At 56.3% G+C, this 23793-nt stretch carries 20 protein-coding genes; 17 read left to right on the plus strand and 3 right to left on the minus strand.

What is annotated here, in order from left to right; all coding sequences use genetic code 11:
* Window position 1: 1 nt before the first annotated feature.
* From pbpC to O1722_RS06465, 16 genes are all read left to right on the plus strand, one after another.
* Window positions 2-2329, plus strand: coding sequence for a peptidoglycan glycosyltransferase PbpC (gene pbpC, locus O1722_RS06390; RefSeq protein ID WP_023295146.1), 2328 nt, complete (start codon window positions 2-4; stop codon window positions 2327-2329).
* 88 nt (window positions 2330-2417) lie between these two features.
* Entirely contained in the window at window positions 2418-4796 is a 2379-nt protein-coding gene (locus tag O1722_RS06395) for a DMSO/selenate family reductase complex A subunit (protein ID WP_033487454.1), read from the plus strand.
* Window positions 4793-5422, plus strand: a complete 630-nt coding sequence (locus O1722_RS06400; protein ID WP_050515892.1) for a DMSO/selenate family reductase complex B subunit — start codon at window positions 4793-4795, stop codon at window positions 5420-5422. Before O1722_RS06395 ends, O1722_RS06400 begins: the two co-directional genes overlap by 4 nt.
* On the plus strand, window positions 5415-6194 hold the full coding sequence (locus tag O1722_RS06405; protein ID WP_033487452.1) for a dimethyl sulfoxide reductase anchor subunit family protein: 780 nt from the start codon (window positions 5415-5417) through the stop codon (window positions 6192-6194). The genes O1722_RS06400 and O1722_RS06405 overlap by 8 nt, the downstream gene beginning before the upstream one ends.
* A complete protein-coding gene (locus tag O1722_RS06410) occupies window positions 6194-7069 on the plus strand; it encodes a 4Fe-4S binding protein (protein WP_033487451.1) in 876 nt (291 codons plus the stop codon). The genes O1722_RS06405 and O1722_RS06410 overlap by 1 nt, the downstream gene beginning before the upstream one ends.
* A gap of 124 nt (window positions 7070-7193) precedes the next feature.
* Window positions 7194-7625, plus strand: coding sequence for a nucleoside-diphosphate kinase (gene ndk / locus O1722_RS06415; RefSeq protein WP_003860625.1), 432 nt, complete (start codon window positions 7194-7196; stop codon window positions 7623-7625).
* Between the two features lie 147 nt (window positions 7626-7772).
* Window positions 7773-8939 carry a dual-specificity RNA methyltransferase RlmN gene (gene rlmN / locus O1722_RS06420; protein ID WP_003860623.1) on the plus strand — a complete coding sequence of 389 codons (1167 nt, stop codon included), beginning with the start codon at window positions 7773-7775 and terminating at the stop codon, window positions 8937-8939.
* A gap of 291 nt (window positions 8940-9230) precedes the next feature.
* Window positions 9231-10241: a cytoskeleton protein RodZ gene (rodZ, locus tag O1722_RS06425; RefSeq protein WP_032649072.1), complete on the plus strand. Its 1011-nt coding sequence runs from the start codon at window positions 9231-9233 to the stop codon at window positions 10239-10241.
* Between the two features lie 26 nt (window positions 10242-10267).
* Window positions 10268-11386 (plus strand): flavodoxin-dependent (E)-4-hydroxy-3-methylbut-2-enyl-diphosphate synthase, encoded by a 1119-nt coding sequence (gene ispG, locus O1722_RS06430; protein WP_017383528.1) that lies wholly within the window; start codon window positions 10268-10270, stop codon window positions 11384-11386.
* Window positions 11387-11467: 81 nt separating this feature from the next.
* Window positions 11468-12742 (plus strand): histidine--tRNA ligase, encoded by a 1275-nt coding sequence (gene hisS, locus O1722_RS06435; protein WP_017383527.1) that lies wholly within the window; start codon window positions 11468-11470, stop codon window positions 12740-12742.
* Window positions 12743-12755: 13 nt separating this feature from the next.
* On the plus strand, window positions 12756-13376 hold the full coding sequence (locus tag O1722_RS06440) for a YfgM family protein (protein WP_017383526.1): 621 nt from the start codon (window positions 12756-12758) through the stop codon (window positions 13374-13376).
* 10 nt (window positions 13377-13386) lie between these two features.
* A complete protein-coding gene (gene bamB, locus O1722_RS06445) occupies window positions 13387-14565 on the plus strand; it encodes an outer membrane protein assembly factor BamB (protein WP_017383525.1) in 1179 nt (392 codons plus the stop codon).
* 112 nt (window positions 14566-14677) lie between these two features.
* Window positions 14678-16150, plus strand: a complete 1473-nt coding sequence (der, locus tag O1722_RS06450; RefSeq protein WP_022648998.1) for a ribosome biogenesis GTPase Der — start codon at window positions 14678-14680, stop codon at window positions 16148-16150.
* 299 nt (window positions 16151-16449) lie between these two features.
* On the plus strand, window positions 16450-17991 hold the full coding sequence (locus O1722_RS06455) for a peptide MFS transporter (RefSeq protein ID WP_033487450.1): 1542 nt from the start codon (window positions 16450-16452) through the stop codon (window positions 17989-17991).
* A gap of 61 nt (window positions 17992-18052) precedes the next feature.
* Window positions 18053-19087: a Gfo/Idh/MocA family oxidoreductase gene (locus tag O1722_RS06460; RefSeq protein WP_033487449.1), complete on the plus strand. Its 1035-nt coding sequence runs from the start codon at window positions 18053-18055 to the stop codon at window positions 19085-19087.
* Window positions 19088-19137: 50 nt separating this feature from the next.
* Entirely contained in the window at window positions 19138-19359 is a 222-nt protein-coding gene (locus O1722_RS06465; protein ID WP_017692930.1) for a zinc ribbon domain-containing protein, read from the plus strand.
* Here O1722_RS06465 and O1722_RS06470 read toward each other — a convergent pair.
* The 3 genes from O1722_RS06470 to xseA are packed head-to-tail and all read right to left on the minus strand — an operon-like array spanning window position 19356 to window position 22158.
* Window positions 19356-19706, minus strand: a complete 351-nt coding sequence (locus O1722_RS06470) for a protealysin inhibitor emfourin (RefSeq protein WP_033487447.1) — start codon at window positions 19704-19706, stop codon at window positions 19356-19358. The genes O1722_RS06465 and O1722_RS06470 overlap by 4 nt on opposite strands.
* On the minus strand, window positions 19707-20726 hold the full coding sequence (locus O1722_RS06475; protein ID WP_033487446.1) for a M4 family metallopeptidase: 1020 nt from the start codon (window positions 20724-20726) through the stop codon (window positions 19707-19709). It abuts the gene before it with no gap.
* A gap of 58 nt (window positions 20727-20784) precedes the next feature.
* A complete protein-coding gene (gene xseA / locus O1722_RS06480; protein ID WP_032654466.1) occupies window positions 20785-22158 on the minus strand; it encodes an exodeoxyribonuclease VII large subunit in 1374 nt (457 codons plus the stop codon).
* Window positions 22159-22317: 159 nt separating this feature from the next.
* On the opposite strand from xseA, the gene guaB reads away from it, so the two are divergent.
* The gene (gene guaB / locus O1722_RS06485) at window positions 22318-23784 is read left to right on the plus strand and encodes an IMP dehydrogenase (RefSeq protein ID WP_003860601.1); all 1467 of its coding nucleotides are present in this window, start codon (window positions 22318-22320) and stop codon (window positions 23782-23784) included.
* Window positions 23785-23793 lie beyond the last annotated feature (9 nt).

Below are 23793 nucleotides of genomic sequence, written 5' to 3' on the forward strand. Positions count from 1 at the left end.
GATGCGGATAGCACGCCTGATTCGCTCCCGCTGGCTGTGGCTGGCGGGAGCGCTTCTCGTTTCAGGGGGGCTGATTGTCGTCGCTGACCGCGTGTGGCCGTTGCCCCTGAAAGAGGTCAACCCAGCGCGAGTGGTGGTGGATGAGCAGGGTGTTCCGCTGTGGCGTTTTGCCGACAGCGAAGGCATCTGGCGCTATCCGGTTACCATTGAAGAGGTTTCCCCACGCTATCTTGAGGCGCTGATCCAGTATGAAGATCGCTGGTTCTGGGATCACCCGGGCGTCAATCCGCTTTCTGTACTGCGTGCCGCCTGGCAGGATCTCACCTCCGGGAGAGTGGTTTCCGGCGGGAGCACGCTTACCATGCAGGTGGCGCGCCTGCTGGATCCGCATCCGCGTACCTTTGGCGGTAAAATTCGTCAGCTGTGGCGGGCGATGCAGCTGGAGTGGCATCTCTCCAAGCGTGAAATCCTGACGCTGTATCTTAACCGTGCCCCGTTTGGCGGCACGTTGCAGGGCGTGGGTGCGGCAAGCTGGACTTACCTTGGCAAACCGCCGTCTCAGCTGAGCTATTCCGACGCGGCGCTGCTGGCAGTTCTGCCGCAGGCACCCAGCCGTCTGCGCCCGGACCGCTGGCCGGAACGTGCCGAAGCGGCGCGGAACAAAGTGCTCGACCGCATGCTGACTCAGGGCGTCTGGTCTGAGAAGCAGGTGAAAGAGTCCCGTGAAGAGCCGGTCTGGCTGGCTCCCCGGCAGATGCCGCAGCTGGCGCCGCTCTTTTCCCGCATGATGCTGAGTAAAAGTCGTGACACAAAAATAGTCACCACGCTGGATGCAGCTTTGCAACGACAGCTTGAAGAGCTGGCAATGAACTGGAAATCACGCCTGCCCGCCCGCAGTTCGCTGGCGATGATCGTCGTGGATCATACATCCATGAAAGTGCGTGGCTGGGTAGGCTCGGTAGATATCAATGATGACAGCCGTTTCAGCCACGTGGATATGGTCAATGCGATCCGATCGCCGGGATCGGTCCTCAAGCCATTCATCTATGGCATGGCGCTGGACGATGGTCTGATCCATCCCGCTTCGTTATTACAGGATGTGCCAAGAAAAACGGGGGATTATCGTCCCGGCAACTTTGACAGCGGCTTCCATGGGCCGGTCAGTATGAGCGAAGCCCTGGTGCGTTCCCTCAACCTGCCTGCGGTGCAGGTTCTGGAAGCGTACGGCCCAAAACGTTTTGCCGGAATGCTGAGCAACGCGGGATTACCGCTCATTCTGCCTGCGGGGGCACAGCCCAACCTCTCTCTGATCCTGGGGGGCGCAGGCGCACGCCTGGCTGATATCGCTGCCGCCTATAGCGCCTTTGCGCGTCAGGGTAAGGCGGGCCGGCTGCGTTTACAGCCGGGCGATCCGCTGATCGAACGTCCGCTGCTGTCGCAGGGGGCGGCGTGGATCATTCGTCGCATTCTCGCTAATGAAGCACAGCCCCTGCCGGACAGTGCGTTGCCCCAGGTTGCGCCGCTGGCGTGGAAAACGGGCACCAGCTATGGCTACCGGGATGCCTGGGCCATCGGCCTGAACGCCCGGTATGTCATTGGAATCTGGACCGGACGCCCGGACGGCACGCCCGTTGCCGGGCAGTTTGGTTTCGCCAGCGCGGTACCGCTCCTGAATCAGGTCAATAACATGCTTCAGTCCCGCTCGATGGTGGATGAAGCGCGCCTGCCGCGCGATCCGCGTCCTGCAAGCGTAGGACGGGGCGTGATTTGCTGGCCGGGGGGCCAGTCCCTGCCTGAAGGGAGCGAAAACTGTCGGCGTCGGCTGTCAACCTGGCTGCTGGAAGGCAGTGAACCGCCTACGCTGTTGCTGCCGGAACAGGAAGGTATTCGCGGGATCCGTTTCCCGGTCTGGCTGGATAAAGAAGGCAAACGCGTTGCGGCGGATTGTCCTGATGCGACAGAGAAAGTGCTGGATGTCTGGCCGCTACCGCTGGAGCCCTGGCTGCCTGCTGCTGAAAAACGGGCTGCTCGTCTTCCCGCCCGTTCAGCTATTTGCCCTCCGCTGGATAATCATAATGCGGCGCCGATGATGTTGTCAGGCGTCAGAGAAGGGGCGGTAATTAAACGTCTTCCGGGTGAGAAAAATATGACCCTCAACGTTTCAACCAGCGGCGGGGAGGGACAACGATGGTGGTTTTTGAATGGCGAACCGCTGGACGGGCATCAGAAGAATTATTCACTGCAATTATATTTGCCGGGTAAATATCAATTAATTGTATTAGATGAAACAGGACAAACGGCGACAGTGAATTTTGAATTAGATCGCTAAGTATTACCCCTCAAGAGTTAGCTTGATAATTATCAATATTCGTTCCTGAAAAAAAACGAGAATGCGTTTTTATTTGAAGGAACGAGCAATGAAAAAAAATAAACATCAGGGAGAAGGGCTTATTCCCGCCATATCCCGGCGTCAGTTTATTCAGGCAGGGTCGGCGCTCGCCGCCCTGCCGTTTGTCGTCAAAACCGGCAAAGTACAGGCACAGGGCGCGGCGGTTTCAGACGCTACGCCTGAAGAAAAAGTGGTGCAAACCTGTAGTACGTTTGACTGCGGCGGGAAGTGTGATATTCGTGCTCACGTCAGTGATGGCGTTGTGACCCGAATTTCAACGCGTCCGGATAACGCGCTGGATCCGCAGATGCCAGTAATGCGCGCCTGCGTTCGTGGTCGGGCTTATCGGAAATTTGTTTATCACCCCGATCGACTGAAATATCCAATGAAACGCGTAGGTAAACGTGGCGAAGGAAAATTCGAGCGTATTACCTGGGATGAAGCCACCACCCTCATTGCGAATCAATTAAAAACTATTACGCAAAAATACGGTGCTGCGTCACGCTATGTTCATGTGGGCACCGCGGTGTCCGGCGGGACCTTTTCCGGCGATAAAATGGTTCGTCGTCTGCTCAACTTAACCGGCGGCTATCTCGAAAGCTATCACTCGGTCAGTATGGGTAACACGGCGGCGGCAACGCCGTATACCTATGGCACCGCCGCCAGCGGCAGCTCTCTGGACACGCTGCTGGATACCAAACTGGTCATTCTCTGGGGGCATAACCCGACGGAAACCATCTTCGGGCACAGCAACCACTTCTACCAGAAGATGAAGCAAAACGGCACGCGCTTCATTGTTGTCGACCCACGCTATTCCGATACGGTTTCCTCCCTTGCCGATCAGTGGATCCCATTGCTTCCTGCCACGGACAACGCCCTGATGGACGCGATGATGTATGTGATCGTCACGGAGAATCTGCACGATCGCGACTTTATTCAACGCTACACCCTGGGCTTTGACGAAGACGCCATGCCAGAGGGCGTTCCGGCCAATGAATCCCTGATGGCTTACCTGAGCGGTGCAAAGGATGGCGTGGCGAAAACGCCTGAGTGGGCAGAGAAAATCACCCACGTGCCTGCACAAACTATTCGTCAGCTGGCGCGTGACTACGCAACCACCAAACCCGCCGCGCTGATCCAGGGCTGGGGACCGCAGCGTCACAACTGCGGCGAGCGCACCGCGCGCGGCTCGACGATACTGGCCACGCTAACGGGTAACGTCGGGGTGAAAGGCGGCTGGGCAGCAGGCTATGGCGGCTGCGCAAACCGCAAATTTGCGGCCGGGCCAGAGATGCCGGACAACCCGGTCAACGCCAAAATTTCGGTCATGAACTGGGTGCAGGCCGCGGATGATGCTTCTAAGGTAACCGCGGAAGATGGCCTGAAGGATGCTGAGAAGCTGGACAGCAATATCCGCATCCTGTTCTCGCTGGCGGGCAATTATCTGGCTAACCAGAACCCGGATCTTCATCAGGCAACCCGTGTCCTGGAAGACGAGTCGAAAATCGAGTTTATCGTCGCAAGCGATCTGTTTATGACGCCGAGCGCCAGATACGCCGACCTGCTTTTGCCGGAAACCAGCTTCATGGAACGCTGGAATATCGGCGAAACCTGGGGCACGGCAAGCTATCTGATCCTGTCAGAAAAGCTGATTGAACCTGAATTTGAACGCCGTTCAGACTACGACTGGCTGCGGGAAGTCGCTGCTAAGCTTGGCGTCGAGCCAGCGTTCAGCGAGGGCCGTGACGAAAAAGCGTGGATTGAGCACATCTGGGAGCAGACGCGGCTGTCCATGCCGGATGAAAACCTGCCGGACTTCGCGACGCTACAGAAGACGCGTCAGCATCTTTTCAAAAGCGCGCCGTACGTTGCCTTTGAAGACAACATTCGCGATCCGCAGAATCATCCGTTCCCGACGCCGTCCGGAAAAATTGAGATCTTCTCGAAGCGTCTGTACGACATACATCACCCGGAAATTCCGGCGCTGTCGCACTACGTGCCAGCCCATGAAGGGCCGGAAGACGAGCTGGCGAAAACCTTCCCGCTCCAGCTGATCACCTGGAAAGGGAAAAACCGCGCTAACTCCACCCAGTACGCCAACCCGTGGTTAATTGAGGCGCAGCAGCAAAAGCTGTGGATCAACCCGCAGGATGCGCAAAAGCGCGGCATTGCGCAGGGGGATACCGTGCGTATTCATAACGCGCGCGGCATTTGCGAGATCCCGGCGGAGGTCACGCCGCGCATCATTCCAGGCGTGGTGGCCATGCAGGCAGGCGCCTGGTGGCAGCCGGACGCGCAGGGTATCGATAAAGGCGGCTGCGCGAACGTGCTCAGTTCCGCCCGTATTACCGCGCTTGCGAAAGGGAATTCCCATCAAACCATGCTGGTGGAGGTAGCTAAAGCATGAGTCAGTTTAAACATTACGCACCGGTGAGCGACAAACAGCTGGGTTTTTATATCGACTCTTCTCGGTGCTCGGGCTGCAAGGCATGCCAGGTGGCGTGCAAAGATAAAAACAACCTTGAGGTCGGACGTCGTTTCCGTCGCGTTTATGAAGTCAACGGCGGGAGTTTTATCCCGACCGGGCAGGGCGGCGTCAGCAACAACGTTTTTGCCTACACGCTCTCTATTTCCTGTAACCACTGCGCAGACCCTGTCTGCACCAAAAACTGTCCAACCACCGCGATGCATAAGCGTCCGGGGGACGGCATTGTGCGCGTTGATACTGATAAGTGTGTCGGCTGCGGCTACTGCGCATGGTCTTGCCCTTACGGCGCGCCACAGCTCAACGAGCAGACCGGGCAGATGTCCAAATGTGATTTCTGCGTGGATCTCCAGGAGAAGGGAGAGCAGCCCGTCTGTGCGGCAACCTGTCCACTCGAAGCGATTAAATTCGGGCCGATTGATGAACTGCGGGCGAAGTATGGTGCGGTCTGTGATGTGAAAGGCCTGCCTGATTCCTCCATCACCAAACCAAACCTGGTGATCAAAGCGCATCAGGGCGCAGAGAAAGAGGGGAAACGTCATGCATGAGTTACCATTGCTGATTTTTACGTTGTTCCTGCAAGGATCGGTTGGCGTTACGCTGTGGCTGGCGTTCGGAAGCACGCAACGCAGCGCGCTGCTGCCGGCAGCCGGAGCGTTTGTGCTGGCGAGCCTGGGGCTGCTCGCCTCCGCGCTGCACATGGGCTATCCGCTTAATGCTCTTAACGCGCTGCGCCACGTATCCAGCTCCTGGCTGAGCCGTGAGATTATCTTTGCCAGTCTTTATCTTGCGGCGCTTGGCTTCGCAACGCTGCTGATGTTTGTCAAAAAGCCAGGCTGGAAGCCACTGTTGGTTGTGGCAGGTCTGGTTGGTTTAGTCGACGTGTTCTGCATGGCGCAGATCTACATGCACGCATCCGTGGTGACATGGCAGCACGTAAACACTCTGGTGCTGTTTATCGGTTCGGTGGGAATTATCGGCTCAGCCTGCATGGCCGTTGGGACGCGTTCCCAGACTACCGTGCGTGCGGCGGTTGTCATTATCACGCTGCTGGTGCTTGTGCGTCTGGTGATGCAGCCCGTCTGGCTGGCAGATATTACGGCTATGGACAACACCGTGGTGACGTTCCCTCACGCACCGCTACAGATGCTGGAGCAACTGCGAACCGTTCATCTGCTGAGCTGGTGCGTATCCGTTGCGGGTATGCTGTGCTTTGCTGCGGGCGGTCTGAAAGCGGCGCCATCTCCCATGCTGCTGGGAAGCGCATTGCTGATTGTCGGTGAGCTGATGCTGCGCTTCGTTTTCTTCAGTATTGGCTGATGGGCGGATTGACCTTTGTCCCGGCGATGGACGTGACGCATGCGTGCGTCCGTCGCCGTTTTCGCCACGCTTCCTGCCTCACCTGCGCGGACGTCTGCCCTGTGCAGACTTTTTCTATTACCGACTCAGGCGTCTCGGTTGATGACAGCCGCTGTATTGAATGCGGTGACTGCCTGTTCGTCTGCCCCGCTGAGGCCATCACCGGCATCACGCCGCGAAAACGCTTTCTCTGTGGCGATACGCTTGTTGGGCCGTTTACTGACCGTGCGCCAGGGGTGAATGAGCTTCTGCTGTGGCACGCGCAGCACCACGTTCGTTTTATCAGTATCGACGCGGAGCAGAATCCTGACTGGTTGCTGGCGATTGCCCGGCTGAATCTGGCGCTTCGCCGACGCGGTGAAGCGGCGTGGGCGTTTAAATATATACCCGTCAACGAGGTTAATACCGCCCGGCGTGTGCTGATGCACGTTCCCCGAGAGGATGTCCAGGCCTGTAGCGTCGTGCCCGGTCAGCGTGAACTGCGCAGGGCGTTTTCTGCGTTTAGCGAGGCAGAGATAACTCTCGATACCGAATCCTGCGTACTGTGCGGCGCGTGCTGGCGGAGTTGTACGGAAAACGCGATTCGGTTTGAGAACGCTGAACTGATCGTGGAAACCGGACGCTGTACGGGGTGCGGCGGCTGCGAGGCGGTATGCCAGCATGCGGCGATAAACGTGACGCAAACAGAAGGAACAGCGAAAAGCGTGACCATACCGGCATATGAAGCCGTTTGCCTGACGTGCCACCGTCATTTCTGGTCATTTACGTCTGATGAAAAGCAGTGTCCGCTCTGTTTTCATCATCAACACGGTATGCGAAATACGAGCTGTTGCTAATCTTCGTCTCATTTTAAAAAAATGTTATGCATAACCATAGGCAATGGCGCTATTGCTCTTTATAATCCGCGCCACACCATACTCAGGTATGCAAAAACAACAGAACATTTTACAGAGGTTATCAATGGCTATTGAACGTACTTTTTCCATCATCAAACCAAACGCGGTGGCAAAAAACGTTATTGGCAGCATCTTCGCTCGCTTTGAATCAGCAGGGTTTAAGATCGTTGGCACCAAAATGCTGCACCTGACCGTTGAGCAGGCTCGCGGTTTTTACGCTGAGCACGAAGGTCGCCCATTCTTTGATGGTCTGGTCGAGTTCATGACCTCTGGCCCAATCGTGGTATCCGTACTGGAAGGCGAAAACGCGGTACAGCGTCACCGCGATCTGCTGGGTGCAACCAACCCGGACAACGCGCTGGCAGGTACTCTGCGCGCCGACTATGCAGACAGCTTCACCGAGAACGGCACCCACGGTTCCGACTCTGTTGAATCTGCTGCGCGCGAAATCGCGTTCTTCTTCGCTGAAGGCGAAGTGTGCCCGCGCACTCGCTAATAATTTCGTAAATGCCGCGTGCAAACGTGGCATCCCTGCGCCAGACTTTGTACAATGCAACGCCCCGGACGAGCAGACTGCTTACCGGGGCGTTTCTTTTCAACCCACCAAGGGCCACAACGTGTAACAACGAGGCCGGAAAAAATTATGTCTGAATTAGTGAATACCTCCGAAGTCGCCATTCCTGCGGTTCCCAATAAAAATGGAAAAATTAACCTGCTGGACCTGAACCGTCAGCAGATGCGCGAGTTCTTTAAAGAGATGGGCGAGAAGCCATTTCGTGCCGATCAGGTCATGAAATGGATGTACCACTATTGCAGCGACAACTTTGATGACATGACGGACATCAACAAAGTGCTGCGCAATAAGCTTAAAGAAGTGGCGGAAATCCGCGCACCGGAAGTGGTGGAAGAGCAGCGCTCTTCAGATGGCACCATCAAGTGGGCCATTGCCGTTGGCGATCAGCGCGTTGAAACCGTGTATATCCCGGAAGACGATCGCGCCACGCTGTGCGTCTCTTCTCAGGTGGGCTGTGCGCTGGAGTGCAAATTCTGCTCTACGGCGCAGCAGGGCTTTAACCGTAACCTGCGCGTGTCGGAAATCATCGGCCAGGTCTGGCGTGCCGCGAAAATCGTGGGCGCGGCGAAAGTCACCGGTACACGTCCAATCACCAACGTGGTGATGATGGGGATGGGTGAACCGCTGCTCAACCTGACCAACGTCGTTCCGGCGATGGAAATCATGCTCGACGATTTCGGTTTTGGTCTGTCCAAGCGCCGCGTTACGCTCTCTACTTCCGGCGTTGTGCCTGCGCTGGACAAACTGGGCGACATGATTGACGTTGCGCTGGCCATCTCCCTTCACGCGCCAAACGACGCCATCCGTGACGAAATTGTGCCGATCAACAAAAAGTACAATATCGAAACCTTCCTGGCTGGCGTGCGCCGTTACCTGGAGAAATCCAATGCGAACCAGGGCCGCGTGACCATTGAATACGTGATGCTGGATCATGTTAACGACGGTACCGAACATGCACATGAGCTGGCTGAACTGCTGAAAGATACGCCATGTAAGATCAACCTGATCCCATGGAACCCGTTCCCGGGCGCGCCGTATGGCCGTAGCTCGAACAGCCGTATCGATCGCTTCTCAAAAGTGCTGATGGAGTATGGTTTCACCACCATCGTTCGTAAAACGCGTGGCGATGATATCGACGCAGCCTGTGGTCAGCTGGCGGGTGACGTTATTGACCGTACCAAACGTACGCTGCGTAAGCGCATGCAGGGTGAGTCAATCGCGGTCAAAACCGTTTGATTATTATGCAGACACGGCGCGTTTTTTGCGCCGTGAAGCATTAATTTACTGAATATTCAGTCACAATCATTATGACTGATTAATAATTACGGTGCGTTTCATACGACTTTCGGGCAGTATGTAACGACGTAACAACAGTTTAGCGTGAAGGCCTGCCAGCGCTGTCATCTGCGGCCCGACAGTCTTATACTGTTTGTTCCAGGTTAACTGACCTAAAGTTTCGCGGTGCGGGTGGCATTGTGACTCACCGGCACCTGAACCCTTATTTTCACGTACCAGTAGTTGTAGCGAATGAATACTGAAGCCACTCACGATCAAAATGCAGCACTCTCCACTGGCGTTCGTCTTCGCAACGCCCGTGAACAACTCGGACTCAGCCAGCAAGCCGTTGCAGAACGCCTGTGCCTGAAGGTTTCCACCGTTCGCGATATTGAAGAAGATAAGGCACCCGCCGATCTGGCTTCAACATTTCTGCGCGGTTATATCCGTTCTTACGCCAAACTGGTTCATATCCCTGAAGACGAATTACTGCCGATGATGGAGAAGCAGGCGCCTGTGCGTGCGGCAAAAGTTGCGCCGATGCAGAGCTTCTCTCTGGGTAAACGTCGTAAAAAACGCGATGGCTGGCTGATGAGCTTTACCTGGCTGGTCCTGTTCGTGGTTGTCGGCCTGACGGGCGCATGGTGGTGGCAAAACCACAAAGCGCAGCAGGAAGAGATCACGACGATGGCCGATCAGTCCTCCGCTGAGCTCAATCAGTCTGGTAATAACGGCGCGCAAAGCGTGCCGCTGAGCACCGAAGGAGCTGCGACCTCCAGCGAACCTCAGGCGGCAGCAAGCAGCACGCCTGCAACCGAGCCAGCGACGACGCCAGAAGCGACGGCGAATACCGCACCAGCCACCCAGGCCCAGGATCAAAACGCGGTCGTATCACCTTCACAGGCCAATGTTGATACCGCCCCTGCGGCAACGGCACCGGCAGATAACACCGCGGCGTCACTGCCAACTGACCCGGCGGGTACGGCGGCACCTGCCGTTGATCCGAATGCGCTGGTGATGAATTTCACGGCGGATTGCTGGCTGGAAGTGACTGATGCGACAGGTAAAAAGCTGTTCAGCGGCCTGCAACGTAAAGATGGCACGTTAAATCTAACGGGCCAGGCACCTTACAAGCTTAAAATCGGCGCACCGGCAGCGGTACAGATCCAGTATCAAGGAAAACCTGTCGATCTGAGCCGCTTTATCAGAACTAACCAGGTTGCGCGTCTTACCGTTAATGCCGAACAATCAGCAGCACAGTAACAGACGGGCAATGCGGGAGATTTTACATGCATAACCAGGCTCCTATTCAACGTAGAAAATCGAAACGGATTTACGTTGGGAACGTGCCAGTCGGCGATGGGGCGCCTATCGCCGTCCAGTCGATGACCAATACGCGTACTACGGATGTAGAAGCGACGGTCAATCAAATCAAAGCATTAGAACGCGTAGGCGCGGACATTGTTCGCGTCTCTGTACCGACCATGGATGCCGCCGAGGCGTTCAAACTGATCAAGCAGCAGGTGAGCGTTCCGCTGGTTGCCGATATTCACTTCGATTACCGTATCGCGCTGAAAGTTGCTGAATATGGTGTCGATTGCCTGCGTATTAACCCAGGCAACATCGGCAACGAAGAGCGCATTCGCATGGTGGTTGACTGCGCCCGCGACAAAAACATTCCAATCCGTATCGGCGTGAACGCTGGCTCTCTGGAAAAAGATCTCCAGGAAAAGTACGGTGAGCCGACGCCGCAGGCGCTGCTCGAATCCGCAATGCGTCACGTCGATCATCTGGATCGCCTTAACTTCGATCAGTTTAAAGTGAGCGTGAAAGCGTCTGACGTCTTCCTGGCCGTTGAATCGTATCGTCTGCTGGCAAAACAGATCGATCAGCCGCTCCACCTTGGGATCACCGAGGCGGGCGGTCTGCGAAGCGGTTCGGTAAAATCGGCGATTGGTCTCGGCCTGCTGCTCTCTGAAGGCATCGGCGACACGTTACGCGTCTCCCTGGCCGCCGATCCGGTGGAAGAGATCAAAGTCGGTTTCGACATCCTGAAATCACTGCGTATCCGCGCGCGTGGGATCAACTTCATTGCCTGCCCAACCTGTTCACGTCAGGAGTTTGACGTGATCGGCACCGTGAATGCTCTGGAGCAGCGCCTGGAAGACATCATCACCCCGATGGACGTTTCCATCATCGGCTGCGTGGTGAACGGTCCGGGTGAAGCGCTGGTGTCCACGCTGGGCGTTACCGGCGGTAACAAGAAAAGTGGTCTCTATGAAGATGGCGTTCGTAAAGATCGTCTGGATAATAGTGATATGATCGACCAGCTCGAAGCCCGGATTCGCGCGAAAGCGACGATGATGGACGAAGCGAAGCGCATCAGCGTTCAGCAGGTTGAAAAATAACGTGATGGGAAGCAGGCTGCTTCCCATGTATGATTGAACCCATTCTTTGGGTTCTTTTTTGTATATAGAAAGAGAATAAACGTGGCAAAAAACATTCAAGCCATCCGCGGCATGAACGATTATCTGCCTGGCGAAACCGCCATCTGGCAGCGCATTGAAGGCACACTGAAGCAGGTGCTCGGCAGCTACGGTTACAGCGAAATTCGTTTGCCGATTGTAGAGCAGACCCCGTTATTCAAACGCGCGATCGGCGAAGTAACCGACGTGGTTGAAAAAGAGATGTACACCTTTGAGGACCGCAACGGCGACAGCCTGACCCTGCGTCCTGAGGGGACGGCGGGTTGCGTACGCGCCGGCATCGAACATGGTCTCCTGTACAATCAGGAGCAGCGCCTGTGGTATATCGGCCCGATGTTCCGCCACGAACGTCCGCAAAAAGGCCGCTACCGTCAGTTCAACCAGCTTGGCGTGGAAGTGTTTGGTCTGCAAGGACCAGATATCGATGCTGAACTGATTATGCTGACTGCCCGCTGGTGGCGTGCGCTCGGTATTTCTCAGCACGTGTCCCTGGAGCTGAACTCTATCGGTTCTCTGGAAGCGCGTGCGAACTACCGCGATGCGCTGGTGGCGTTCCTGGAACAGCACAAAGAGAAGCTTGACGAAGACTGTAAGCGTCGTATGTACAGCAACCCGCTGCGCGTACTCGATTCCAAAAATCCTGACGTACAGGCGCTGCTGAACGATGCGCCAGCGCTGGGTGACTACCTGGATGAGGATTCCCGCGAACACTTTGCTGGCCTGTGCAAACTGCTTGAAGCGGCGGGCATTGCTTATACCGTTAACCAGCGTCTGGTGCGCGGTCTGGACTACTACAACCGCACCGTATTTGAGTGGGTCACCACCAGCCTCGGTTCGCAGGGCACCGTCTGTGCCGGCGGTCGTTATGACGGTCTGGTCGAACAACTGGGTGGTCGCGCAGCACCGGCTGTAGGCTTCGCGATGGGCCTTGAGCGACTTGTTTTGCTGGTTCAGGCAGTTAATCCGGAATTTAAAGCCGATCCTGTTGTCGATATATACCTGGTGGCCTCAGGTGCGGATACGCAGTCTGCGGCGATGCAGCTTGCCGAACGCGTGCGCGATGCGCTGCCGGACGTTAAGCTGATGACCAACCACGGCGGCGGCAACTTTAAAAAACAGTTTGCTCGTGCCGATAAGTGGGGCGCAAGTATCGCACTGGTGCTGGGTGAGTCCGAAGTGGCCAACGGCGAAGTGGTAGTCAAAGACCTGCGCTCTGGTGAGCAAACTACGGTAACGCAGGATGGCGTTGCGGCGCACTTGCGCACTCTATTGGGCTAAGGAGAAGGACTGCGTGGAAATTTACGAGAACGAACACGACCAGGTTGATGCGGTTAAGCGCTTCTTTGCTGAAAACGGCAAGGCACTGGTTGTAGGGGTTATTTTAGGTGTTGGTGCGCTGGTAGGCTGGCGTTACTGGAACAATCATCAGGCTGACTCTGCTCGCGGTTCGTCCCTGAACTACGAAAATACCGTTAGCGCAATCCGTGCCGATCAGCCGCAAACGCTGACGGCTGCGGAGAAATTTGCCGCTGACAACAAAAACACCTACGGCGCGCTGGCTGCGCTGGAAGTGGCTCAGCAGTATGTTGATAAAAACGAACTGGACAAAGCCGCTGCGCAACTGTCTCAGGGGCTTGCTGCTGCCAGTGACGAAAATCTGAAAGCGGTGATCAATCTGCGTCTGGCGCGTATCCAGGTTCAGCAGAAAAAAGCCGACGACGCGCTGAAAACGCTTGATACCATCAAAGGCGAAGGCTTTGCCGCTATTGTTGCCGATCTTCGCGGTGAAGCACTGCTGAGTAAAGGTGATAAAGCGGGCGCGCGTAAAGCGTGGCAAGCTGGCGTGGATAGTAAAGCTTCACCTGCGCTGAGCGAAATGATGCAGATGAAAATAAATAATTTGTCCGTCTGAGAGGGACCCAATGCAATTGCGTAAATTACTTCTGCCAGGACTGCTTTCTGTTACGTTATTGAGTGGTTGTTCACTGTTCAGTGGCGAAGAAGACGTTGTTAAAATGTCCCCGCTGCCGACGGTTGAAAACCAGTTCACCCCATCCACCGCCTGGGACACCTCCGTGGGTGATGGTATTGGCGATTTTTATTCCAACCTGCACCCGGCATTTGCTGACGGCGTTGTCTATGCGGCCGATCGCAAAGGCACCGTTAAAGCGCTGAACGCTGATGACGGAAAAGAAGTGTGGTCCATTAACCTGGCGGAAAAAGACGGCTGGTTCTCCCGTAAACCTGCACTGCTTTCTGGCGGCCTGACCGTTGCTGGCGGTCACGTGTATGTGGGCAGCGAAAAAGCGCAGGTTTACGCGCTGAATGCCAGCGACGGTTCGGTTGCATGGCAGACCACCGTTGCCGGTGAATCCTTGTCGCGTCCGGTTGTCAGCGACGGCCTGGTGCTGATCCATACCAGCAACGGCCAGTTGCAGGCGCTGAACGAAGCCGATGGTCTGGTAAAATGGACGGTTAACCTGGATATGCCAGCGCTGTCTCTGCGTGGCGAATCTGCTCCGGCGACCGCCTTTGGCGCCGCCATTGTGGGCGGTGACAACGGCCGTGTCAGCGCGGTACTGATGCAGCAGGGCCAGATGATCTGGCAGCAGCGTATTTCCCAGGCGACCGGTTCAACTGAAATTGACCGTCTGAGTGACGTGGACACCACGCCAGTTATCGTCGACGGTGTGGTTTACGCGCTGGCGTACAACGGCAACCTGACGGCGCTGGACCTGCGTAGCGGCCAGATCATGTGGAAACGTGAGCTGGGTTCCGTGAACGATTTCATCGTCGACGGCAACCGTATTTATATGGTGGATCAGAACGACCGTCTGCTGGCGCTGAGCACCGAAGGTGGCGTGACGCTGTGGACGCAGAGCGATCTGCTGCACCGTCTGCTGACCGCACCGGCACTGTATAACGGCAGCCTGGTGGTGGGCGACAGCGAAGGCTATATGCACTGGATCGATCCAGAGAATGGTCGCTTCGTGGCACAGCAGAAAGTGGATAGCTCAGGCTTCCTGACGGAGCCCGTTGTGGCTGACGGCAAACTGCTGATTCAGGCAAAAGACGGCACGCTGTACGCGATCACGCGTTAATTACACGGCGGTTGTAGTATACTAAACGGCTCCTGTTCACTCAGGAGCCGTTTTGACATTTTTAAAAACGCTGCGAAAGCGACGTTATTTTGAATTTTATGAGGCTTCAAACATGGTACCTGTGGTCGCGCTTGTCGGGCGCCCTAACGTTGGAAAATCCACTCTTTTTAACCGTTTAACACGCACCCGTGATGCGCTGGTTGCGGATTTCCCGGGGCTGACGCGTGACCGTAAGTACGGTCGTGCAGAGGTGGAAGGACGCGAGTTCATCTGTATCGATACCGGGGGTATTGACGGTACGGAAGACGGCGTAGAAACCCGCATGGCAGAGCAATCTCTGCTGGCTATCGAAGAAGCGGATGTGGTTCTGTTTATGGTGGATGCTCGCGCTGGCCTGATGCCCGCGGATTCTGCTATTGCTAAACATCTGCGTTCACGCGAAAAGCCAACCTTCCTGGTGGCGAACAAAACTGACGGCATCGATGCCGATCAGGCTGTTGCGGATTTCTGGTCTTTAGGCCTGGGCGATATTTATCCTATCGCGGCCTCGCATGGTCGTGGCGTCACCAGCCTGCTGGAAACCGTTCTGCTGCCGTGGGTGGATGAAGTGAACCCGCCGGAAGAGGTGGACGAGGACGCTGAATACTGGGCGCAGTTTGAAGCCGGAGAGGAAGGCGAGGAAGAGCCGGAAGACGACTTCAACCCGCAGGATCTGCCTATCAAGCTGGCTATCGTGGGTCGCCCAAACGTAGGTAAGTCTACGCTTACTAACCGTATTCTCGGTGAAGAGCGCGTGGTGGTTTACGACATGCCAGGCACAACGCGTGACAGCATTTACATTCCAATGCAGCGCGATGAACGTGAGTACGTACTTATCGACACCGCAGGGGTGCGTAAGCGCGGGAAAATCACCGATGTGGTAGAAAAATTCTCGGTGATCAAAACCCTTCAGGCGATTGAAGACGCCAACGTGGTGCTGCTGGTCATCGACGCACGTGAAGGTATCTCCGATCAGGATCTCTCTCTGCTTGGCTTTATCCTCAATAGTGGGCGCTCACTGGTTATCGTCGTCAACAAGTGGGACGGCCTGAGCAATGAAGTGCGCGAGCAGGTGAAAGAGACGCTGGACTTCCGTCTGGGCTTTATCGACTTTGCCCGCGTTCACTTCATTTCTGCCCTGCACGGGAGTGGTGTTGGCAACCTGTTCGAATCCGTTCGTGAAGCCTATGACAGCTCTACCCGCCGTCAGAGCACGGCGATGCTGACCCGTATCATGAACATGGCTGCTGAAGACCACCAACCGCCGCTGGTGCGCGGTCGTCGCGTGAAGCTGAAATATGCTCACGCCGGGGGGTATAACCCGCCTATCGTGGTGATCCACGGTAACCAGGTGAAGGATCTGCCGGACTCCTACAAACGCTACCTGATGAACTACTTCCGCAAGTCGCTGGACGTGATGGGTACGCCTATCCGTATTCAGTTCAAGGAAGGGGAGAACCCGTTTGCGAATAAACGCAACACCCTGACGCCGAACCAGATGCGTAAGCGTAAGCGTTTGATTAAGCACATTAAGAAAAGCAAATAATTCTTACCGAACTCACTAAAACCCGCGCCTGTCGCGGGTTTTTTTCGCCCATTCAAAAGGCCTGCCTTCCCTGTGTGATGTCAATCACTATTCGCTTTTAACCATGTTTATATCTAAGAAAGTAGACAATCATCGAATTTTCGTCTTAAAGTCCAGGGTTCGGTACTAGACAAAACTAGCGCCTGGTTATCAAATGGTTAACCAACATTTCGCCGCATGTAAAAAATCGATCGGATACGTAACCGTTCGGCGTACATGCTGGTGTTTACAAGCACGACACATACCTTTTCGGGAGAATTATGCAATCCTCTGTTAATCAAAAAGAGAGCCGAACCTTCTTCGGCCATCCTTATCCGCTCGGTTCGCTGTTCTTCACCGAGATGTGGGAGCGTTTTTCGTTTTACGGTATTCGCCCGCTACTGATTCTGTTTATGGCCGCCACCGTCTATGACGGCGGAATGGGCCTGGCGCGTGAAAACGCCTCGGCGATTGTCGGCATCTTTGCCGGCACCATGTACCTCGCTGCGCTGCCGGGCGGCTGGCTGGCGGATAACTGGCTCGGCCAGCAGCGGGCCGTCTGGTACGGTTCGATTTTGATTGCGCTCGGGCACCTGTCGATCGCCCTGTCGGCCATCATGGGCGACAACCTGTTCTTCATCGGCCTGATGTTTATCGTGCTCGGCTCCGGCCTGTTCAAGACCTGTATCTCGGTCATGGTCGGCACCCTGTATAAAAAAGGCGATGCGCGTCGTGACGGCGGTTTCTCGCTGTTCTATATGGGCATCAACATGGGCTCGTTCATTGCCCCTCTGATTTCCGGCTGGCTGATTAAAACCCACGGCTGGCACTGGGGCTTTGGTATCGGTGGTATCGGGATGCTGGTCGCCCTGATTATCTTCCGCGTGTTTGCCGTTCCGGCCATGAAGTGCTACGACAGTGAAGTCGGTCTGGACTCCACCTGGAACAGTCCGGTAGTGAAACGTAACGGCGTGGGTGCCTGGCTGCTGGCGCTGGCTGTGGGTGTTGCAATCATCGTAACGTTGATTGCCCAGGGCGTGATTGTGATTAATCCGGTCGCGGTCGCCAGCGTGCTGGTGTATGTGATTGCCGCCTCCGTCGCGCTCTACTTCATCTATCTGTTCATCTTCGCCGGGCTGAATCGCAAAGAGCGCGCAAGGCTGCTGGTGTGCTTTATTCTGCTGGTCTCCGCCGCGTTCTTCTGGTCCGCGTTCGAGCAGAAGCCAACCTCCTTCAACCTGTTCGCCAACGACTACACTAACCGCATGATCGGTGATTTTGAGATCCCGGCGGTGTGGTTCCAGTCGATCAATGCCCTGTTCATCATTCTGCTGGCCCCGGTATTTAGCTGGGCATGGCCGAAGCTGGCGAGCAAAAACATTCGTCCGAGCAGCATCACCAAGTTCGTGATCGGCATTCTGTGCGCGGCGGCGGGCTTTGGCCTGATGATGCTGGCGGCGCAGAACGTGCTGAGCAACGGTGGGGCAGGGGTTTCTCCGTTCTGGCTGGTGGGCAGTATCCTGATGCTGACGCTCGGGGAACTGTGCCTGAGTCCGATTGGTCTTGCGACCATGACCCTGCTGGCGCCGGAGAGAATGCGCGGCCAGATGATGGGCCTGTGGTTCTGCGCCAGTGCGCTGGGTAACCTGGCTGCGGGGCTGATTGGTGGTCACGTGAAGGCCGACCAGCTGGATATGCTGCCAGACCTCTTTGCCCGTTGCTCCATTGCGCTGCTGATTTGTGCTGCGGTGCTGATCGTCCTCATTGTTCCGGTGCGCCGCATGCTGGAAAATGCGCAGACTAAACCGGCCGCTAACGCCTGATAAACCTCGACCTTGCCGGGGTGGCGTTATGCCCCGGCAATTGACTTAACGAGGTAAGAACATGCTGTTAGGGTTTGTTGGGCTTGGTGCTGTGGTTGAAACGGCTTACTTACCGGCAATACGAAATCTTTTTCCTGATACTCCGCGCTGTTTAGGTTTTGATATTCATCCCGAGAAGCAGCCTGAAGGGGTCACACGTTGCGCGTCGCTCGGTGAACTTCTTTCCCACCCGCTGGATACCCTGTTTATCACCACTTCCTCCCTGTACCATCTCGAGGTGCTTGAGCAGGCGCTGGCCTCACCCGCGTCGCGTATTGTGGTAGAAAAACCGATTGTCGCCACGCTGCCCCAAATTGAAAAACTGAAAGCGCTGCTGGCTCAACCGGGAGCCGCCGACCGCGTGCTGGCGCTCGATCACTGGATGGCGCGTCTCGATAGCGTAAAGCAATCACTGGTCGCTCATGTTTCTGACATCGTCAAAATCGAAGGTTTTTTGCAGGAGCCAAGCGGGTATAACGCCGAAGGAGAGCCCATTGCGCTCAACTTCGCCACCGGCGAGCCAGACGCGCGAACGCTTCGCCATCCAGATGGTGTGATTCTGGATATCGGTACGCACGTGCTGGCGATGCTGCGTGAAACGGTGCGTTACCTGGGCGGCAGTGACGATATGACGTTGCAGGTGGTGACAGCAAAAGACCGCCTGGGCCGCGAAATCGCAACGGGCGATCTGACCACGGCGGAAGGCGAGGCGCATTTGCAGGGAAGCATCAGCGGCGTGCCGGTGGACATCTGGCTTAACAAATACGCGGGGCCTGCGGGCGGGCAAAAGGGATTACGCTTCCATTTGCGCGACGGGCGCATCGTCAGCCACGACCGACGCGGCGCAGAAGATGTGCTGGAGCTGATTAAGGGTAAAGAAATTCAGCGCTGGCATATTCCCGGTACGATCTACGAGCATTGCCTTGCGGAGCATATTCTGGGAGCAAAAAGTCTCTTTGAACGGGATCCGCACCAGGTGAGCCGCACGACGCGCCGCAGGCTCGAGGAGGTGACGCTGCTGCTGACCTTACAGCAACAGTTGCGTGGCCCGCACTGAACGCGACGTGGTAAAATTATCGCAGACCTGAACGCTTTGAAGGAGTCACCATGACGATTACCTGCCCGGATTGCCAGACACCGCTGGAGCCCCTGAACGGGGTAGCGCACTGCGAAAATTGTAATAAAGATATCGCGCTCGAAGCCCGCTGCCCGGAGTGTCATCAGCCACTCCAGGTACTAAAAGCCTGCGGTGCGGTGGACTATTTTTGCCAGAACGGCCACGGTCTTATCTCTAAAAAACGCGTGGAGTTTGTTCGGGCTGAAGGTTAATCGCACACGCAGCCTTCACCTTTCTGCCACAGTTCCACCAGCGACTCGGGTGCTTCCTGCTCGGGTACCAGCACGATGATATCGGCGTAGTGCGCCTGATTTTGGCCGGTCCAGATAATCTGGATGCGGAAATAGCGCTGGTCACCGCTGCCGGGGGAAGAGGCTTTCCCGGGCGGCTGGCCGCGCGGGAAAGCCTGCTCAAGAATGCTCACCAGGCGCTGGCGCTGGGCCTCATTAAGCGAGGAGAGCGCAATGGTGCGCTGGCCGCTCAGCTTAGGGATAAAGGCGACGCCGCCTTCCCGGGCCAGCTCAACCACGGCGTCATCCGTCAGTTCCGGAACCTGCATTTACAGCACTCCTACCTGTTCCCAGGCTTGTTTAATGGCCGCCCCAACGTCGCTACCGGATCGTTTCTCGCCGTGCGCGATCGTCAGTTTTGCAAAGGCGTCAAAATCCGCATCCTGCGCCAGGTTGCGATCGCAAACCGTGTCGTACCAGGCATAACCCGCTTTTTCCCAGGCGTAGCCACCGATCGCCGTTGCGGCCAGGTAAAACGCGCGGTTGGGGATGCCGGAGTTAAGATGCACGCCGCCGTTATCCTCGCGCGTTTTGATGAAGTCTTTCATGTGCGCGGGCTGCGGGTCTTTGCCGAGCAGCGGATCGTCGTAGGCGGTACCGGGTTCAGACATGGAACGTAGCCCTTTGCCGTTAATCCCCGCTGCCAGCAGCCCTTCACCAATCAGCCAGTCTGCTTTATCGGCGGTTTGCTTCAGATGATATTGCTTCACCAGCGAGCCAAACACGTCTGACAGCGACTCGTTTAGCGCGCCCGACTGTTCAAAATAAATCAGCCCGGCTTCGGTCTCGGTCACGCCGTGGCTCAGCTCATGCGCCACCACGTCGATGGCAATGGTGAAGCGGTTGAAGATTTCTCCGTCACCGTCGCCAAAGACCATCTGCTGGCCGTTCCAGAAGGCGTTCTGATATTCCCGACCATAATGCACGGTGCCGGTGAGGATCAGTCCTTTGTTATCGAGTGAATCGCGCTGATATTCTTTCCAGAAGAAATCATGGGTGATACCCAGATAATCGTACGCTTCATCCACCGCCACATCGCCGTTGGAGGGCTGGCCTTCATAGCGCACCTGGGTACCCGGCAGCTCCTGGGTCTGTTTCGCATCGTAGATGTCACGCTCAAGCTGACCGGCTTTATTCACATGCGGGGCGGCGGGTTTGCCCGGCATATGGGCCATCAGCGTCTGGACGTGGGTTAATGTCTGACGGGCGCAGCGCTGCTGCGGCTCAGAACCGCTTTCGATAATACGGCGAAGAATATACGGAGGGATGACGCTATGAAGATGGGGCATGCTGCTCTCCTTATTAAAAAAGGCAATAGCAGCAGTATAGTTTGTAACCGGCGAAGATTTATCCGCTTTTACGCTGTCGCGTTTTTTTCACCGGTTTGATCTCTTTCACCTCACTCTCGACCCAGCCGTCAGAAAGCCGGGTGGTGAGCACATCCCCGGCTTTAACCTGTTTCGTTTGTTTCAGCACTTTGCCGTCCGTCGCGGTGGTCACACTATAGCCGCGAGCCAGCGTGGAGAGCGGGCTGACGGCTTCCAGATGGGTGACCGCATTGCCGAAACGCTCGCGCGTGGTGCTCAGGCGTGAGCGGATATTTTCCGCGAGGCGGAACTCAAGCTGCTGGATACGCGTTTGTGCGCGATAAATCTTCGGCTGCGGGTTTTGCTGGTTCAGACGCTGCGTGACGCGCTGCTGGCGAGATACCGCCCGCTTAAGCTGGTTATCCAGCGCGAAGTTCATCCGCTGACGCAGACGTTCCAGCACGGTTTGCTGACGCGCCAGACGCAATTGCGGATGCTGCTGTTGCAGACGATGGTGAAGCTGGGTAAAGCGGCGGGTACGGTTGGCGAGGAAGTAATCCATCGCCATCTCCAGGCGCTGCTGCCCGTTCTGGATCTGACGCAGCAGCTCCAGCTGGTTACGGCTGACTACCTCTGCCGCCGCGGACGGCGTGGGCGCGCGTAAATCCGCGACAAAATCGGCTATCGTCACATCCGTTTCGTGACCGACGGCGCTTACCACCGGGATAAGGCTGGCAAAGATTGCCCGCGCCACGCGCTCGTCGTTAAAGCTCCAAAGGTCTTCCAGCGAGCCGCCGCCGCGCCCAACGATTAATACATCACACTCCTGACGGGCATTTGCCAGTTCAATCGCGCGCACGATCTGCCCCGGCGCATCGTCACCCTGAACGGCAGTTGGGTAAATAATGACGGGCAGGGAAGGGTCACGGCGCTTCAGAACGTGCAAAATATCGTGCAGGGCCGCACCGGTTTTCGAGGTAATGACCCCAACGCAGTGAGCGGGTGAGGGCAGGGGCTTTTTAAACTGCTGGTCGAACAATCCCTCAGCCGAAAGCATGGCTTTGAGCTGCTCGTACTTCTGTTGCAGCAAGCCTTCACCGGCGGGCTGCATGCTCTCGACGATAATCTGATAATCGCCGCGCGGCTCATACAGGGTAATGTTGGCGCGAACCAGAACCTGCTGGCCATGCTGAGGACGGAACGTCACGCGACGGTTGCTGTTGCGGAACATCGCGCAGCGCACCTGAGCGGTGTCGTCTTTCAGCGTAAAGTACCAGTGACCGGAAGCAGGCTGCGTGAAGTTAGAGATTTCACCGCTGATCCAGACCTGTCCCATTTCCTGCTCAAGCAGCAAACGTACCGTCTGATTAAGGCGGCTGACAGTATAAATTGAGGGGGATTGAGAGGATAACATGTGAGCGGGATCAAATTCTAAATCAGCAAGTTATTCAGTCGATAGTAACCTGCTGAGAGGTGAGCGCAAGCATTTTTTTCAAAAAAGTGTGGATGCAATCGGTTACGCTCTGTATAATGCCACGGCAATATTTAACCACCCAGGTCAGAGATATTGCCCATGCTACGTATCGCTAAAGAAGCACTGACGTTTGACGACGTCCTCCTCGTTCCCGCTCACTCCACCGTTCTGCCGAATACTGCCGACCTCAGCACGCAGTTGACGAAAACCATTCGTCTGAACATTCCTATGCTCTCCGCAGCAATGGACACCGTGACTGAAGCGCGTCTGGCTATCGCCCTGGCACAGGAAGGCGGCATTGGCTTTATCCACAAAAACATGTCTATCGAGCGTCAGGCGGAAGAAGTTCGCCGCGTGAAGAAGCATGAATCCGGTATCGTGTCCGATCCTCAGACCGTTCTGCCAACCACCACGCTGCACGAAGTGAAAGCCCTGACCGAGCGTAACGGCTTTGCAGGCTATCCGGTAGTCACTGAAGACAACGAACTGGTGGGTATCATTACCGGTCGTGACGTGCGTTTCGTGACTGACCTGAACCAGCCTGTCAGCGTCTACATGACGCCAAAAGAGCGTCTGGTGACCGTGCGTGAAGGCGAAACCCGCGACGTGGTGCTGGCGAAAATGCACGAAAAACGCGTTGAGAAAGCGCTGGTAGTGGACGCGAACTTCCACCTGCGCGGCATGATCACCGTTAAAGATTTCCAGAAAGCAGAACGTAAACCGAACGCCTGTAAAGACGAGCATGGCCGTCTGCGCGTCGGCGCTGCGGTTGGCGCAGGTGCGGGTAACGAAGAGCGCGTTGACGCGCTGGTTGCTGCGGGCGTTGACGTGCTGCTGATTGACTCCTCCCACGGCCACTCCGAAGGCGTTCTGCAACGTATTCGTGAAACCCGTGCTAAATACCCGGATCTCCAGATCATCGGCGGTAACGTGGCAACCGGCGCAGGCGCTCGCGCGCTGGCGGAAGCGGGTTGCAGCGCGGTGAAAGTGGGTATCGGTCCTGGCTCTATCTGTACCACCCGTATCGTCACCGGCGTAGGCGTGCCGCAGATCACGGCGGTTTCTGACGCGGTCGAAGCGCTGGAAGGTACCGGTATTCCGGTCATCGCGGACGGCGGTATCCGTTTCTCTGGCGACATCGCCAAAGCGATCGCCGCAGGTGCCGCAGCCGTGATGGTGGGCTCCATGCTGGCCGGTACCGAAGAATCCCCGGGTGAAATCGAACTCTACCAGGGGCGTTCTTATAAATCCTACCGCGGTATGGGCTCCCTGGGCGCGATGTCCAAAGGTTCCTCCGACCGTTACTTCCAGACCGATAACGCCGCAGACAAACTGGTGCCGGAAGGTATTGAAGGCCGTGTGGCGTATAAAGGCCGCCTGAAAGAGATCATTCACCAGCAGATGGGCGGCCTGCGCTCCTGTATGGGTCTGACCGGCTGTGGTACCATTGACCTGCTGCGTACCAAAGCGGAATTCGTACGCATCAGCGGTGCGGGTATCCAGGAGAGCCACGTTCACGACGTGACGATCACCAAAGAGTCCCCGAACTACCGTCTGGGCTCCTGATAAATTTCC

The sequence above is a fragment of the Enterobacter cloacae complex sp. HYC003_NIDB genome (assembly GCF_056673375.1).

Excerpts from the sequence above, each read along its gene's own strand:
- pbpC (WP_023295146.1), top strand. The coding sequence starts at position 2 with ATGCGGATAGCACGCCTGATTCGCTCCCGCTGGCTGTGGCTGGCGGGA.
- O1722_RS06395 (WP_033487454.1), top strand. The coding sequence starts at position 2,418 with ATGAAAAAAAATAAACATCAGGGAGAAGGGCTTATTCCCGCCATATCC.
- O1722_RS06400 (WP_050515892.1), top strand. The coding sequence starts at position 4,793 with ATGAGTCAGTTTAAACATTACGCACCGGTGAGCGACAAACAGCTGGGT.
- O1722_RS06405 (WP_033487452.1), top strand. The coding sequence starts at position 5,415 with ATGCATGAGTTACCATTGCTGATTTTTACGTTGTTCCTGCAAGGATCG.
- O1722_RS06410 (WP_033487451.1), top strand. The coding sequence starts at position 6,194 with ATGGGCGGATTGACCTTTGTCCCGGCGATGGACGTGACGCATGCGTGC.
- ndk (WP_003860625.1), top strand. The coding sequence starts at position 7,194 with ATGGCTATTGAACGTACTTTTTCCATCATCAAACCAAACGCGGTGGCA.
- rlmN (WP_003860623.1), top strand. The coding sequence starts at position 7,773 with ATGTCTGAATTAGTGAATACCTCCGAAGTCGCCATTCCTGCGGTTCCC.
- rodZ (WP_032649072.1), top strand. The coding sequence starts at position 9,231 with ATGAATACTGAAGCCACTCACGATCAAAATGCAGCACTCTCCACTGGC.
- ispG (WP_017383528.1), top strand. The coding sequence starts at position 10,268 with ATGCATAACCAGGCTCCTATTCAACGTAGAAAATCGAAACGGATTTAC.
- bamB (WP_017383525.1), top strand. The coding sequence starts at position 13,387 with ATGCAATTGCGTAAATTACTTCTGCCAGGACTGCTTTCTGTTACGTTA.
- der (WP_022648998.1), top strand. The coding sequence starts at position 14,678 with ATGGTACCTGTGGTCGCGCTTGTCGGGCGCCCTAACGTTGGAAAATCC.
- O1722_RS06455 (WP_033487450.1), top strand. The coding sequence starts at position 16,450 with ATGCAATCCTCTGTTAATCAAAAAGAGAGCCGAACCTTCTTCGGCCAT.
- O1722_RS06460 (WP_033487449.1), top strand. The coding sequence starts at position 18,053 with ATGCTGTTAGGGTTTGTTGGGCTTGGTGCTGTGGTTGAAACGGCTTAC.
- O1722_RS06465 (WP_017692930.1), top strand. The coding sequence starts at position 19,138 with ATGACGATTACCTGCCCGGATTGCCAGACACCGCTGGAGCCCCTGAAC.
- O1722_RS06470 (WP_033487447.1), bottom strand. The coding sequence starts at position 19,706 with ATGCAGGTTCCGGAACTGACGGATGACGCCGTGGTTGAGCTGGCCCGG.
- O1722_RS06475 (WP_033487446.1), bottom strand. The coding sequence starts at position 20,726 with ATGCCCCATCTTCATAGCGTCATCCCTCCGTATATTCTTCGCCGTATT.
- xseA (WP_032654466.1), bottom strand. The coding sequence starts at position 22,158 with ATGTTATCCTCTCAATCCCCCTCAATTTATACTGTCAGCCGCCTTAAT.
- guaB (WP_003860601.1), top strand. The coding sequence starts at position 22,318 with ATGCTACGTATCGCTAAAGAAGCACTGACGTTTGACGACGTCCTCCTC.